We start from the raw sequence: 13,927 nt of genomic DNA, 5'->3' as shown, positions 1-13,927 counted from the left end.
GTACTCGATCAACGGCGCCGGGATCAGGCGCTCTTCCGGACCGCTTTCGGGATGACCAGCGGGGTGCCGGTCTCCGGATCCGGCATCACCCGGCAGGGGAGTTCGAAGATCCGCTCGACGTTCTCGGCGGTGACCACTTCCTCCGGCGGCCCGCTGGCCACGATCTCGCCGCCCCGCATGGCGATCATGTGCGTGGCGTAGCGCGCCGCGTGGTTGAGGTCGTGCAGCACGGCGACCAGCGTCCGGCCCTCGGTCGCGTGCAGTTCGGCGCACAGGTCGAGAATGTCGATCTGGTGCGCGATGTCCAGATAGGTGGTCGGCTCGTCGAGCAGCAGGAGATCGGTCTCCTGCGCGAGTGCCATCGCCATCCACACCCGCTGCCGCTGGCCGCCGGACAGCTCGTCGACCAGGCGCTCGGCGAGATCCGCCACCCCGGTGGCGGCCATGGAACGTTCGACCACCGCCGCGTCCTCGCGGGACCACTGGCGCAGCAGCCGCTGGTGCGGGTACCGGCCGCGCGCGACGAGATCGGCGACCGTGATGCCGTCCGGCGCGATCGAGCTCTGCGGCAGCAGGCCCAGCCGCCGGGCCACCTGTTTCGCCGGCATCGAGGTGATCACCTCGCCGTCCAGGTACACCATGCCCTTGCGCGGTTTGAGCATGCGGGCCAGTGCGCGCAGCAGCGTGGTCTTCCCGCAGGCGTTCGGACCGACGATCACGGTGAACGACCGGTCCGGGATGGCCACCGCGAGGTCCTCGGCGACCGTCCGGCCGTCGTAGGCGAGGGTGAGCGCATCGGCGTGCAGACGGGTGGTGCTCGTTGCGGGCTCGGCGATCGTTTGTTCCACGCAGGTTAGGCTAACCTAGCGACCCTCGATCGGGTCCATTCGGCCGATAACGGATTCGCTGGCTTGCGTTCAGCCCTGCTCGCATCTTCCGGTCATGTCTGGGGCTGTGAGTCGATTCGACGGTATCGAGTTCGGTTTGGCGGCCTGCTCTCCCTGGATCTCGCCTGCCGGAGCACGACTGGCGCAATCAAGTGGGCCGCATCTCTTTTCAACATACATTACTGCCGGTATGTTGCTTGCAGATGGCAGAACGAGCAAGGGAGCACTCCGCCGTGGGTAACAAGACGTATGTCATCGGTGTGGGGATGACGAAGTTCGAGAAGCCGGGCAGCAAAGAGGACTGGGACTACCCGGCGATGGCCAAGGAATCCGGGACCAAGGCCCTGGCGGACGCCGGGATCTCCTACGACCAGGTGGAGCAGGCGTACGTCGGCTACGTCTACGGCGAGTCGACCTCTGGTCAGCGCGCGGTCTACGAGCTCGGGATGACCGGGATCCCGGTGGTCAACGTCAACAACAACTGCTCCACCGGGTCCACCGCGCTCTACCTCGCCACCCAGGCGGTCCGCAGCGGCACGGCCGACTGCGCGCTCGCGCTCGGTTTCGAGAAGATGCAGAAGGGTTCGCTCGGCTCCACCTACGAGGACCGCGAGCAGCCGATGATGCGGCACATCCTGGCCGAGGCGGAGCTCTTCGAGTTCACCGGCGCCCCGCCGGCGCCCTGGATGTTCGGCGCGGCGGGCCGCGAGCACATGCAGAAGTACGGCACCACCGCCGAGCAGTTCGCCAAGATCGGCGAGAAGAACCACCGGCACTCGGTGAACAACCCGTACGCGCAGTTCCAGGACGAGTACACCCTGCAGGACATCCTGGACTCCAAGGAGATCTACGCGCCGCTGACCAAGTTGCAGTGCTCGCCGACCTCGGACGGATCGGGTGCGGCGATCATCGCGAGCGAGCGGTTCGTGGAGCAGCACGGGCTGGCCGCGCAGGCGGTGGAGATCGTCGGCCAGGCCATGGTCACCGACTTCGCGAACACCTTCACCGACAACAGCGCGATCACCCTGGTCGGCGCGAAGATGAGCAAGGCCGCGGCGGAGAAGGTCTACCAGCAGGCCGAGCTGTCTCCGTCCGATGTGGACGTCATCGAACTGCACGACTGCTTCTCCACCAACGAACTCATCACCTACGAGGCGCTGGGCCTGTGCGCCGAGGGGGAGGGCGGCAAGCTGGTCGACGCCGGGGACACCACCTACGGCGGGCGCTGGGTGGTCAACCCGTCCGGCGGGCTGATCTCCAAGGGGCACCCGCTCGGCGCGACCGGGCTCGCGCAGTGCTCGGAACTGACCTGGCAGCTGCGCGGCCAGGCGGACAAGCGGCAGGTCGCGAACGCGAAGGTCGCGCTGCAGCACAACATCGGCCTCGGCGGCGCGGTCGTGATCACCGCCTACCGCCCGGCCGAACGCTGATTTCCATATCCGCAACGGCATTACCGAAAACAGGAGGACATCCAGATGGGTCAGATCAGCGCTTCGGTGGAACTCCCCGCCTCGCCCGAGAAGGTGTGGGCCGAGTTCTCCAACCCGAACAACTTCGAGAAGTGGCTGACCATCCACACCAAGTGGTCCGGCGAGGTGCCGTCGGAATTCGCCGTGGGCAGCAAGGTGACCGAGGTCGTCACCCTGATGGGCATGGCGAACAAGATCGAGTGGACGGTCGACAAGTACGACGCACCGAACAGCCTGTCCATCTCCGGCACCGGCATGGCCGGGGTGAAGGTCAAGTTCGACCTGTCGGTGCAGCCCTCGGACGCCGGTTCCACGGCCACCATCGACGCCGAGTTCACCGGCCAGATGATCGTCGGCGCGCTGGGCAAGGCCGTGGAGAAGGACGGCAAGAAGAACCTCGACCAGTCCCTGGCGAAGTTCGCCGAGCTGCTCGGCTGAGAGGGAGCGTTTACCCATGGCAGACTCCGACGGCCCGAAGTTCGACCCCAGCGGCGTCGACCAGTGGGCCGACGAAGGCACCTTTGAGGTCACCCGGGAACGGATCGTCGAGTACGCGAAGGCGACGAACGACCCGATCGAGCGGCACCTCGCCGGGGACATCGCGCCGCCGGTGTTCGCCATCGTGCCGGTGTTCGACTCGATGATCCCGGCGGCGCTGTCGGTGGCCCCGGTCGAGCTGATCCCCAAGCTGGTGCACGGCGAGCAGGACTTCCGGTTTCACCGGCCGATCCGGCCCGGCGACAAGCTGGTGTCGAAGTCGAAGCCGATCGGCTACGAGGGCCTGCCCAACGGCACCCGGGGCACGGTCTACATCGAATGCCGCGCCGAGGACGGCGAGCTGGTCAACGAGCAGTACGTGACCTTCTTCTTCCGCAAGTTCGACGCGGGGGAGAAGGTCGGCAAGCTCGGCCCCGGGCACGCGTTCGACGAATCGCTGCGGGCCAACGCCCCGGCGGCGAAGGTCGTGCAGCACGTGGACGACGACCAGACCTACCGGTACTCGCCGGCGGCCGGCGACCCGATGCCGATCCACCTCGACGAGGAGATGGCCAAGATGTCCGGCCTGCCCGGCATCATCGCGCACGGCCTGTGCACGATGGCCTTCACCTCGTGGGCGGTGCTGACCGAACTGGGCGATTCGCGGACCGAGCGGCTCAAGCGGCTCGCGGTGCGGTTCGCTAATCCGGTGCTGCCGGGACAGGACATCACCACGCGGATCTGGCGGGCGAACCAGGACGGTGGCGAGACGACCTACGCGTACGAGACGACCGTGGGCGAGGACGTGGTCGTCAAGGACGGCCTCGCGGTACTCGCGGACTAGGAAGGCGGAAGTAATGGGAGCTTTGGACGGGCGCGTCGCCATCATCACCGGCGCGGGCCGGGGGATCGGCCGGGAGCACGCGCTGTTGTTCGCCCGCGAGGGAGCCAGCGTGGTGGTCAACGACCTGGGCGGCGGCAACGACGGCAGCGGTTCGGACGCCGGGCCCGCGCAGGAGGTCGTCGACGAGATCAAGGCCGCGGGTGGCAAGGCCGTCGCCAACACGAGCAACGTCGCGGACTGGCAGGGCGCTTCGGAACTGGTGGACCAGGCCGTGTCCGAGTTCGGCGGGCTGGACGTGCTGGTGAACAACGCCGGGATCCTGCGGGACGGCTTCATCGCCGGGCTGGAGGAGCACCAGTGGGACGCGGTGATCGCGGTGCACCTCAAGGGGCACATGGCGCCGCTGCGGCACGCGGCCGCCTACTGGAAGGCCAAGGCCAAGGCCGGTGAGCAGGTCGCCGGTGCGGTGATCAACACCGCCTCGGCCTCGGGCACCTTCATGCCGAACGCGGGCCAGGTGAACTACGGCGCCGCCAAGGCCGGGATCGCCGCGATGACCCTGGTGGCCGCGCAGGAGCTCGAGCGCTACGGCGTGCGCGCCAACGCGATCGCCCCGATCGCCCGCACCCGGCTCACCCTGGCCACGCCCGGGATGGGCGCGATCTTCGCGCAGGAGGTCGCCGAGGGCGAGTTCGACGCCTTCAGCCCGGCCAACATTTCCCCGCTGGTCGCCTACCTGGCCACCGAGAAGTGCCCGCACACCGGCAAGCTGTTCTCGGTCCAGGGCGGCGCGATCTCGTTGCTCGAGGGCTGGCACGAGGTGAAGACCACGGAGACCGACGGCCCGTGGACGGTCGACAACATCAACGAGCGTCTCGGCGAATGGGCCTAGTGCCATGATCGAGTGGTCCGAGACCGATCTGCTGATCAGGGACGCCATCCGGGAGTTCATCGACAAGGAGATCCGGCCGAACGTCGATGCGCTGGAGAGCGGCGAACTGCCGCCCTACGACATCATCCGGAAGCTGTTCGCCTCCTTCGGGGTCGACGCGATGGCCCGCGAAGCCATCAAGGGCCTGCTGGAAAAGCAGAAGGAGAAGGCGGCGGCCAAGGCCGCGGGCGAGGAGCCCGCGAAAGGCAAGAAGTCCAAGGGCGGCGGTCTCGGCATCGAGCTCGGCGGCCAGGAGGGGATGGCGCTGATCGCCATCAGCGAGCTCGCCGGGGTCAGCCTGGGGATCGTCGCGTCGATCGGGGTCAGCATCGGCCTGACCGCCTCGACGATCCTCACCCGCGGCACGCTCGCGCAGAAGGAGCGCTGGCTGCCCGAACTGGTGACGTTCGAGAAGGTGGGCGCGTGGGCCATCACCGAGCCCGATTCGGGTTCGGACGCGTTCGGCGGGATGAAGACCTACGTCCGCCGCGACGGGGACGAGTATGTCCTCAATGGACAGAAGACGTTCATCACCAACGGGCCGTACGCGGACACGATGGTGGTGTACGCCAAGCTCGACGAGGGCGACGGCACCCCGCACCGGGACCGCAAGGTGCTCACCTTCGTGCTCGACAAGGGCATGGCGGGGCTGACCCAGTCCAAGCCGTTCAAGAAGATGGGCATGAACTCGTCCCCGACGGGGGAGTTGTTCTTCGACAACGTCCGGGTCGGCAAGGACCGCCTGCTCGGTGAGTCCGAGGAGACCAAGGGCGGCGACGGCAAGGACAGCGCGCGGGAGAGCTTCTCGTTCGAGCGGATGGGTGTCGCGGCGCTGTCGCTCGGCATCATCAACGAGTGCCACCGCCTGTGCGTGGAGTACGCCAAGAGCCGCAAACTCTGGGGCCAGGAGATCGGCCGGTTCCAGCTCGTGCAGCTCAAACTGGCCGAGATGGAGATCGCCCGGATCAACGTGCAGAACATGGTGTTCCAGACCATCGAGTCGCTGCGCGCGGGCAAACTGCCCAGCCTCGCCGAAGCGTCGGCGATGAAGCTGTACTCCTCGCGCGCGGCGACCGAGGTCGCGATGGAGGCGGTGCAGTTGTTCGGCGGCAACGGTTACATGGCCGAGTACCGGGTCGAACAGCTGGCCCGGGACGCGAAGTCGCTGATGATCTACGCGGGGTCGAACGAGATCCAGGTGACCCACATCGCCAAGGGACTGCTCGGGACGAGCCGGTGAATCGCCCGGTCCGGGGCCGGGTCGTCGTGATCACCGGTGGCGCGAGGGGTATCGGCGCCGCGACGGCCACCGCGCTGGCGAACGCGGGCGCCCAGGTCGCCATCGGTGATCTCGACCTGGAACTGGCCGAGCAGACGGCGGCCCGGCTGCCGGGCGGAGCGATCGCGCGCCGCTTGGACGTGCGTGATCGCGCCGGGTTCACCGCGTTCCTGGACGAGGTGGAGGCCGCGCTCGGCCCGCTCGACGTGCTGGTCAACAACGCCGGGATCATGCCGCTGGCCGAACTCGAGGAGGAGACCGACGAGACCGTCGGCCGCCAGCTCGAGATCAATGTGCGGGCGGTGATCCACGGGACCAAGGAGGCCGTGCGCCGGATGCGCCCCCGGGGCGGGCACATCGTGAACATCGCGTCCTTCGCGGGGAAGATCCCGGTGCCCGGCGGGGCGACGTACGCGGCCACCAAGCACGCGGTGGTCGGGTTCTCCGAGTCGACGCGGCTAGAACTGCGGGGGAGCGGGATCGAGGTGTCCTGCGTGCTGCCCGGTGTGGTGCGCACCGAGTTGACCGCGGGCCTCGCGGACGTGGCCATCCTGCGTTCGGTCGGACCGGAGGACGTGGCCGCCGCGATCGTGGCCGCGTTGCGCAAACCGCGGTTCGACGTGTACGTGCCGCGCCGGTTGGGCGCGCTCGAACGGTCCGCCCGGCTCGCGCCGCGCCCGGTCGCCGAATGGTTCATGCGCAAACTCGGCGGGGACACCCTGATGCTCGACGCCGCCCACGCGCCTGAACGGACGGCGTACGAGAAACGAGCCGCGAGGACGGACTGATGGTCCTGCTGCACCCGGTGCGGGGCCTGCCCGCGAGCATCACCCCGGAACTCGTCGCCGGACTCTGCGACCGGGTGGTATCGTCCACATCGGACACTTCGACCACGATCGCGGTGTTCACCGGCGAGCCCTACGCCGATCTGCCGCGGTCCACACCGGACGATGTGGTGCGGGCCGTCGAGCATGCGCGCAAGGCCCAGTCCGCGTGGGCGGCCACGGACATCGGCGAGCGGCTGGCCGTGCTGCGGCGGTTCCACCGGCTCGTGCTGCGGCGCCAGGACCTGGTGCTGGACCTGATCCAGGCGGAGACCGGCAAGGCGCGCCGCCACGCGTTCGAGGAATCGCTGGAACCGGCGCTGACCGCCGGTTACTACCTCCGCAAGGGCACGCGGACGTTGCGGCCCCGCCGCCGCGAGGGCATGGTGCCGGGTTTCGTGCGGACCGTGGAACTGCGCCAGCCCAAGGGCGTGGTCGGGATCATCTCGCCCTGGAACTACCCGTTCGCCCTGGGGATTTCGGACACCCTGCCCGCGTTGCTGGCCGGGAACGCGGTGGTGTTCAAACCCGACACCCAGACCGCGTTGAGCCCGCTCTACGGCGTCGAGCTGCTGTACGAGGCGGGGCTGCCCGAAGGCGTGCTGCAGCCGGTGCTCGGCGAGGGGCCGGTGGTGGGGACCGCGGTGGTGGAGAACGTGGATTACGTGGGCTTCACCGGTTCCACCCGCACCGGCCGCGACGTCGCCCGCCGGGCCGGGGCCCGCCTGGTGGGGTGCTCGCTCGAGCTTGGCGGCAAGAATCCGATGATCGTGCTGGAGGACGCCGATCTGGACCGCGCCGCCGAACTCGCCGTGCCCGCCGCGTTCGCCAACTCCGGCCAGGTCTGCATGTGCACCGAGCGGCTCTACGTGCATGCGGCGGTGTACGAGCGCTTCCTCTCCCGGTTCCTCGAGCGGGTCGCCGCGCTCCGGCAGGCCAACCGGTACGACTTCGCCGCGGATGTCGGCTCCCTGACCTCCGCCCGCCAGCTCGAAGCGGTCAGCCGGCACGTGGCGGACGCCAAGGCCAAGGGCGCGACCGTGCTCGCCGGTGGCCGGGCACGCCCGGACCTCGGGCCCTTCTGCTACGAGCCCACGGTGCTCGCCGACGTCACCGAGGACATGCTGTGCGCCGCGGACGAGACGTTCGGCCCGGTGGTTTCGGTGTACCCGGTGTCGGGCGAGGAGGAGGCCATCACCCTCGCCAACACCGGTGACTACGGCCTGAACGCCAGCGTGTTCACCGGGGACACCGCCCGCGGGCGCCGGGTGGCGGCCAGGCTGCGGGTCGGCATGGTCAGCGTGAACGACGCCTTCATCGCCGGCTACGGGAGCATGGATTCCCCGATGGGCGGAATGGGCCAATCCGGCCTGGGCCGCCGTCACGGCGCCGAGGGACTCCTGAAGTACACCGAGGCGCAGACGGTCGCGGTGCAGCGTCTCGCCCTGTTCCCGCCGCCGAGCTGGGTGCCCTACCGACCCTTCGGCAAGCTCATGAAGGGCCTGATCGGCGTGCTGCGGAGGGCCCGCGTTCGCTGATAGCTTGCCAAGGTGATCGACGTCAGGCAGTTGACCCAGGTTGGCCCGGTACTCGATTCCCGTGCCGTCACCTTCGAGAACCCGACCGGCGCCCGCAGTGCCGGTGGCCAGGCCGCCGGGGGCCGCAAGGGAGCGCCGAGCAAGGACCTCCAGCCCGGTGAGCGGGTCGTGCTGGCCGATCTGGAAGGTCCCGGCACTATCCGCCACATCTGGATGACCTTTCCGCCCGGACCGCCCGAGCGGACCCGTTCGCTGTATCTCGAGGTCTACTACGACGATCTCGACGAGCCGAGCGTTTCCGTGCCGTGCGCGGATTTCTTCGGCGCGGCGCACGGCAGGCCGAGGGCGTATTCGAGTGCCTTGACCAGTATTCAGCAGAATCGCGGGTTCAACAGTTTCATTCCCATGGCGTTCGGCGACCGGATCCGGATCGAGCTGGTCAACGGCTGGACGCGCCCGATGGGGCTGTACTACCAGATCGACTACACCCTGGAGGATGATCCCGGCGACGGCCGGTTGCACGCGGCCTTCCGCCGCGAGAACCCCACCGCGCTCCGCCGCGATTTCGTGATCGCGGAAGGACTGCGCGGCCCGGGCCGGTTCCTGGGCTGTGTGGTCGGCGTCCGCCCGCTGGAACCCGGCACCTGGTACGGCGAGGGCGAGGTCAAGGTGTACCGCGACGGGGACACCGATTTCCCCACCATCTGCGGCACCGGCCTGGAGGACTACGTCGGCACCGCGTACGGCATGAACACGCATTTCGCGCATTACGCGGGTTCGCCGCTCACGGTCCTCCCACCGGACTCCGACCTGGGCACCATTCCGGATTTCGTCGGTTTCTACCGGTGGCACGTCCTCGACCCGATCATGTTCACCGAGGACCTCAAGGTCACCATCCAGCAGATCGGCGCCGACCACTTCCGCCACGGGGAGGAGGAACGCCTCGCGCAGGTCGAAGCCGCCGGCCGGGTCGCCGGCAACGGCATTCGCCGCTTCCCACCCGAGGCGCCGCTCATCGCCGGCGGCATCTTCGAGCGCATCGACGACTACTGCGCCACCGCGTTCACGATCTGCGAGACACCGCAACCGGTGCCGAGGCTCGACCTGGCCGCCGCCACGGCCGACCTCACCCGCCGCCCCTACGAGAAACCGGACGAGCTGGAGTTCCTGTTTCCCTGAGGGGGCGCCGGATGCCCTCAGCCCACCGTCAGCCCCATCGCCACCGCGAGCTGCACGGCCTGCTCCGGCGTGATCATCGCCCCGGTCAGCTCGGCGTGGTGGGGATCGAGTGCGCTCAGATCGCTGCCGGTGAACTTGCAGCCGTGCAGTTGCGCGCCGGAGAGATCGACCTCGCCGAACAGGGCGTCCGCGCAGTTCGCCCCGGTGAGGTCGGCCTCGCGCAACCGCACCCGCTGGAAGGACGTCCGCCGCAGATCGGCCCCGGACAGGCCCACGAACGACCAGTCACCGCCGAGCACACGCATCGGCCGCACCGCCGACTCCGCGAAGGTGCTCCCGATCAGTTTGCAGTTTTCAAGCTCCGCATCGAAGAAGTTGCACCGGTTGAAGGTGCAGCTGGTGAACGCGCAGTCCGCGTGCCGCGAGGCGTTGAACCGCACGTTGCCGAAGTGGCATTCGTTGAACACGCACCCCCTGTTCGTCGCTTCGGTGAGATCGACCTCCAGGAACGTGCAGTTCTGGTACGTGCGGCCGATGAGCTCCTCGGCGTACCAGTCTGCCTTCCGGAAGGTCTCTCCCTCGGTGGTTTCGCTCACGAGGTGAGGCTAGCGGTGGGGTCCGACAGTTTCGGGCGGCGTCGACGTCGACCTGGGCATGGGTCGTTCGTGTAGTGGGGAGAAGCCCGAGTTCGAGGAGGTCCCGATGCCGCTTCTGCCACTGGGGCACGGACGAAGTCATCGCGGTCGACGTCGACGGCAACAGCGAAGTCGTCGCGCACGAGCCGGAGATCGGCCCGCATTCCATCGACTGGTTGCCCGACGGGCGCCAGCTCATCCTGCCGAAGAAGGAGGAGCGCCAAGGGTTGTTGCTGCGCCGGGAGCCCGACGGATCGGTGGTCGCCCACGCCGATCTGCGCGATCTCGCCGCCGGGTTCAACGAGATCGTGGTGGACGGTCGCGGCAATATCTATGTCAACGGCAGCGATTTCGATTTCCTGGGTTTCCTGGAGGGAAAGGCGGAGTTCGTCCCCGGGATCATCGCGCTGATCACGCCCGACGGCTCGGTTCGCCAGGTGGCGGACGGCATCGAGTTTCCCAACGGCATGGTCGTCACGCCCGACAATTCCACCCTGATCGTCAGCGAATCCTTCGCCGGACGGCTCACGGCCTTCGACATCGCCGCGGACGGGACCCTGTCGAACCGCCGGGTCTGGGCGGACGGCCTCGGCCCGGACGGAATCTGCATGGACGCCGAGGGCGCCATCTGGACTTCTCGTACGGATAAGGACTGCGTGCGGGTCCGGGAAGGCGGTGAGGTGCTGCAGCGGATCGAACTCGACCGGAACCCGTTCGCGTGCATGCTGGGCGGGCCGGACGGGAAGACGTTGTTCATCCTGGCGGCGGTGTGGAATCCGGAGAATCCGTTCGGCGGTCCGCGGACCGGGCAGGTGCAGACCGTTCCCGCGCCCGCGCCAGGGGTCGGCTGGCCGTAGCCTCGCATCGGCGGCAATGCCTGGATACGCGTGGTTCGGCGTGTCGGGGTGAGCCGCATAGTTCGGGGCCGGACAGGTTGCGACCGCTAAGTGCGTGTTTCTAAAGCTCGAATGCCTTGTACGCCAGCGGTTTCCGGTTACTTGAGGCGGTTATGCCGAGGTCAGGCGCGGCGTGATGCTGGCCGGACCACGCGCGCGGTGGACGTGGTGTCGCTCGGCGATGTTGCCCGCGGTCGCCCTGGTGGACGTCGTGGCTTTCAGCTGGACGGTTCTACGGTGGGTTGGTGGTTCGGCTGCGGGCGGCGAAGCGCCGGTCGACGAGCCCGGCCGGGGAGGCTGCCGGGCGGGGCCGGGTCGGCGCTGAGCAGCGGCGTTGTCTCTGTTGCGGGCGTGTGTTGCCGGCGAAGACGCGTCGCCATGCCCGGTTCTGCGGTGATCGTTGTCGTGTCCAGCACTGGCGGTGGGTTCGGTCGGCACGGGTGCGGGTGGCAGCGCTGCGGGACGAGTCGCCGGAAGGCCGGCGGCGGTGTCCGGAGTGCGGGACGGAGTGGGTGCCGGGTGTCGAGCGCCGGGTGAGCGCCGTTTACTGCTCGAGCCGGTGCCGGACTCGCGGGTGGCGGCGCCGCAAAACCGTTCCGGATACCGTCACCGGGACGGTAAGTCGTACGGTTTCCGCGACCCCGAAAGATCGGCTCTGACCTGCGGAAACAAGCACCCGAATGGAGCCTTCTGATGTTGCGGCGGACGGCGGATTCTGGCCGCTGCCGACCGTCGGGGTTCGTTGTCGGCGACACGCGCCGCGCCCTGGCGGGGAGGGGTGATCCTCGTGTCGACGAAGATCGGGAACGTCACCAAGCGCCGCTACAACCAGCTCGTGCGGGAAGGCCGCCAGCTTGTCGAGCAGCAATCCCGGGCCCAGTGGAAGCTTGGGGACGCGGCGCTGGAGATCGAACCGATCAGAGACCGGGATGGTGAGCACGCAATCGCGGACGAAGAGCTCTACAGCGTGTCCGAGGCGCTGGAGCTGTTTGCCGAGGACATAGGGGCTGCGGCGACCACCATCAAGAAGTACCGGTACACCTCGGCCCGGTGGCCGGAAGATCAGCGCCGGTCCGGGGTGTCGCACACGATCCACCAGGTGCTGGGGAAGCTGGACGAGCGGTTCGAGGTGATCGACGACCCGCCGATGCACGAGCGCAGCGGGGAACGCCGATGGACCGTCGACGCCGCCCGGCGGGTCGTCGGCTGGCGGGTGCGGGATCCGGAGTCGACGCAGGAGAAGATCGACAAGATTCATGATCTGGCCGCCGATGACGCGGTGGCCGGGGTGGTGGCCACGGATTTTCTGCGCCGGCCGAATGTCGCTTCGAAGGCGATGCGGGACGCGACCGCCCGGGGCCGGGTGAACTGGGCCCAGGTCGAGCATTCCCGGCAGGCCGGGGAGATCGTGCGGCAGCGGACCCCGGCGCTGGAGCAGATCGAACGGAGTGAGCAGTTCGTCGAGCTGGTCGGGGCGTGTTCGGCGTTCGTGGCGTCGGTCGGCCGGACGCTGCCCACCTTGCGCGGGCACAAGTTCAGCACGCCCGAGCGGGAGACCGTGCACCGCAACGTGGCCCGCGTTCGCACGACCGCCGATTGGATTGAGACTGCGGTCGATACCGGGGAAGTCAGTCTCGACGAAGGGCTGGCGCGGCTGCTGCGGGGCGAGTGAACCGATGCGACGCGCGCTCCCGCCGCACGTGTGCGGGGAACAGGTCCGCGTCGCGCTGCTCGAGGCCCGCCCCGCCACGCTGTCCACCAAGCACCTCGTCGCCGCCACGAACAACCTGAGCGTCTACCAGGTGAAACGCGGCTTGATCTACGTGCGCGAGCATCTCGCCGCGCAGTACGGAACCCCGCTGATCTACGTTCCGGGCCAGGGATTCCTCATCACCGAGGATCCGGCCGACGTGGTGCCGTTCGCGCAGCGGCAGTTCAAGACCGAGTACACCCGGTTCAAGCGGCTGCTGACCGGCACGATCGATCCGTTCTTCGCCTGCCACCCCACCGACGACTGGGGCCGCCGCGTCCGGGACATGCTCGCCGGCAGCAAGACCACCATGGAGAACCTGTCCGACCTCGAACCCTGAAACCCCTTGGCACGCAACGAAAACACGAACCCACCGTGGAAGGCCTCGATCCGCCATGGCATCGCCCGTGACCGCGCGCGGGCGCCGCTACCCCTCGGACACGACCCGGGCCGAGTGGCGCCTGCTCCAGCCCCTGTTGCCGACCCCGGCCGCTCAGACCAGCCGCGGCGGCCGCCCCGAGGTCCACGACCGCCGGGCAATCGTCGACGCCCTGCGCTACGTGGTCGACAACGGAGCGAAATGGCGCGCTCTGCCAGCGGATTTCCCTCCCTGGCGCACGGTCTACGGATTCTTCGAACGCTGGACCCGCGCCGGGATCATCGGCCGGATCCTCGACCAGCTGCGCCAGCGGATCCGAACCCGCCGCGGCTACAGCCCGCAGGCGGTCGCGGTGATCGTCGACTCCCAGTCGGTCAAGGCGTCCGAGACCGTCGGCCGCCACAGCCGCGGGTTCGACGCCGGGAAACGCATCAACGGGAGGAAGAGAGCGCTGGCGGTGGACCTCGGCGGGCTCCCGCTGCTGATCCTGGTCACCTCCGCCGACCGGCAGGACCGCGACCTCGCCCGCGATCTGCTCTGGCGACTGCGGATCACCTTCCCCGCGGTGAGCATCGTCTGGGCCGACAGCGCCTTCGGCGGCGGCCTGGTCGAGTGGGCCAAGCGGTTCCTGAACCTGACCATCAAGGTGGTGCCCCGGCCGAAGGAGTCTGGATTCGTCGTTCTGCCACGCCGTTGGGTCGTGGAGAGGACGATCAGCTGGCTGCTCCGGGCGCGCAGGAACATCCGTGATCACGAGCGCTTGCCCCAGAACAGCGAATCGGTCCTGAATATCGCGGCGATCACGCTCATGACCCGGCGGCTGACCCGCCGCCGTGGTG

At 68.6% G+C, this 13,927-nt stretch carries 13 protein-coding genes and 1 pseudogene; 12 read left to right on the top strand and 2 right to left on the bottom strand.

What is annotated here, in order from left to right:
• Positions 1-23: 23 nt before the first annotated feature.
• Positions 24-848 carry an ABC transporter ATP-binding protein gene (locus FXO23_RS24930; protein ID WP_158887843.1) on the bottom strand — a complete coding sequence of 275 codons (825 nt, stop codon included), beginning with the start codon at positions 846-848 and terminating at the stop codon, positions 24-26.
• A gap of 191 nt (positions 849-1,039) precedes the next feature.
• Between FXO23_RS24930 and FXO23_RS24925 the strand changes: the two genes are divergently transcribed.
• From FXO23_RS24925 to FXO23_RS24890, 8 genes are read left to right on the top strand one after another with little or no spacing between them, the layout of a single operon-like run.
• Positions 1,040-2,317 carry a lipid-transfer protein gene (locus tag FXO23_RS24925; protein WP_281356591.1) on the top strand — a complete coding sequence of 426 codons (1,278 nt, stop codon included), beginning with the start codon at positions 1,040-1,042 and terminating at the stop codon, positions 2,315-2,317.
• Positions 2,318-2,362: 45 nt separating this feature from the next.
• The gene (locus FXO23_RS24920; protein WP_158887842.1) at positions 2,363-2,794 is read left to right on the top strand and encodes a type II toxin-antitoxin system Rv0910 family toxin; all 432 of its coding nucleotides are present in this window, start codon (positions 2,363-2,365) and stop codon (positions 2,792-2,794) included.
• A gap of 16 nt (positions 2,795-2,810) precedes the next feature.
• A complete protein-coding gene (locus FXO23_RS24915; RefSeq protein ID WP_158887841.1) occupies positions 2,811-3,677 on the top strand; it encodes a MaoC/PaaZ C-terminal domain-containing protein in 867 nt (288 codons plus the stop codon).
• 13 nt (positions 3,678-3,690) lie between these two features.
• A complete protein-coding gene (locus tag FXO23_RS24910) occupies positions 3,691-4,569 on the top strand; it encodes an SDR family oxidoreductase (protein ID WP_158887840.1) in 879 nt (292 codons plus the stop codon).
• Between the two features lie 4 nt (positions 4,570-4,573).
• Complete coding sequence (locus FXO23_RS24905) at positions 4,574-5,848, top strand: acyl-CoA dehydrogenase family protein (RefSeq protein ID WP_158887839.1); 1,275 nt, start codon at positions 4,574-4,576, stop codon at positions 5,846-5,848.
• Entirely contained in the window at positions 5,845-6,675 is an 831-nt protein-coding gene (locus FXO23_RS24900) for an SDR family oxidoreductase (protein WP_158887838.1), read from the top strand. The genes FXO23_RS24905 and FXO23_RS24900 overlap by 4 nt, the downstream gene beginning before the upstream one ends.
• The gene (locus FXO23_RS24895) at positions 6,675-8,249 is read left to right on the top strand and encodes a succinic semialdehyde dehydrogenase (RefSeq protein ID WP_158887837.1); all 1,575 of its coding nucleotides are present in this window, start codon (positions 6,675-6,677) and stop codon (positions 8,247-8,249) included. The genes FXO23_RS24900 and FXO23_RS24895 overlap by 1 nt, the downstream gene beginning before the upstream one ends.
• Positions 8,250-8,261: 12 nt before the next feature.
• Positions 8,262-9,428: a glycoside hydrolase family 172 protein gene (locus FXO23_RS24890; protein WP_158887836.1), complete on the top strand. Its 1,167-nt coding sequence runs from the start codon at positions 8,262-8,264 to the stop codon at positions 9,426-9,428.
• Positions 9,429-9,445: 17 nt separating this feature from the next.
• Here FXO23_RS24890 and FXO23_RS24885 read toward each other — a convergent pair whose 3' ends face one another.
• Positions 9,446-10,024: a pentapeptide repeat-containing protein gene (locus FXO23_RS24885; RefSeq protein WP_158887835.1), complete on the bottom strand. Its 579-nt coding sequence runs from the start codon at positions 10,022-10,024 to the stop codon at positions 9,446-9,448.
• Positions 10,025-10,098: 74 nt separating this feature from the next.
• Here FXO23_RS24885 and FXO23_RS24880 point away from each other — a divergent pair, with 74 nt between their 5' ends.
• The 4 genes and pseudogenes from FXO23_RS24880 to FXO23_RS24865 form a co-directional block, all read left to right on the top strand.
• Entirely contained in the window at positions 10,099-10,920 is an 822-nt protein-coding gene (locus tag FXO23_RS24880; protein ID WP_158887834.1) for an SMP-30/gluconolactonase/LRE family protein, read from the top strand.
• Positions 10,921-11,746: 826 nt separating this feature from the next.
• On the top strand, positions 11,747-12,631 hold the full coding sequence (locus FXO23_RS24875) for a DUF6192 family protein (protein ID WP_218952138.1): 885 nt from the start codon (positions 11,747-11,749) through the stop codon (positions 12,629-12,631).
• A gap of 4 nt (positions 12,632-12,635) precedes the next feature.
• Entirely contained in the window at positions 12,636-13,049 is a 414-nt protein-coding gene (locus FXO23_RS24870; protein WP_158887832.1) for a hypothetical protein, read from the top strand.
• Between the two features lie 55 nt (positions 13,050-13,104).
• Positions 13,105-13,917, top strand: a pseudogene (locus FXO23_RS24865) (IS5 family transposase); the annotation flags it as partial.
• Between the last annotated feature and the right edge of the window lie 10 nt (positions 13,918-13,927).

Origin of the sequence: Amycolatopsis anabasis, from assembly GCF_009765355.1 — a bacterium.
GTDB lineage: Bacteria > Actinomycetota > Actinomycetes > Mycobacteriales > Pseudonocardiaceae > Amycolatopsis > Amycolatopsis anabasis.
Note: the sequence above shows the minus strand (reverse complement) of the source record. Positions and strands in the feature narration are given on the sequence as shown.

Excerpts from the sequence above, each read along its gene's own strand:
- FXO23_RS24920 (WP_158887842.1), top strand. The coding sequence starts at position 2,363 with ATGGGTCAGATCAGCGCTTCGGTGGAACTCCCCGCCTCGCCCGAGAAG.
- FXO23_RS24915 (WP_158887841.1), top strand. The coding sequence starts at position 2,811 with ATGGCAGACTCCGACGGCCCGAAGTTCGACCCCAGCGGCGTCGACCAG.
- FXO23_RS24910 (WP_158887840.1), top strand. The coding sequence starts at position 3,691 with ATGGGAGCTTTGGACGGGCGCGTCGCCATCATCACCGGCGCGGGCCGG.
- FXO23_RS24905 (WP_158887839.1), top strand. The coding sequence starts at position 4,574 with ATGATCGAGTGGTCCGAGACCGATCTGCTGATCAGGGACGCCATCCGG.
- FXO23_RS24895 (WP_158887837.1), top strand. The coding sequence starts at position 6,675 with ATGGTCCTGCTGCACCCGGTGCGGGGCCTGCCCGCGAGCATCACCCCG.
- FXO23_RS24870 (WP_158887832.1), top strand. The coding sequence starts at position 12,636 with ATGCGACGCGCGCTCCCGCCGCACGTGTGCGGGGAACAGGTCCGCGTC.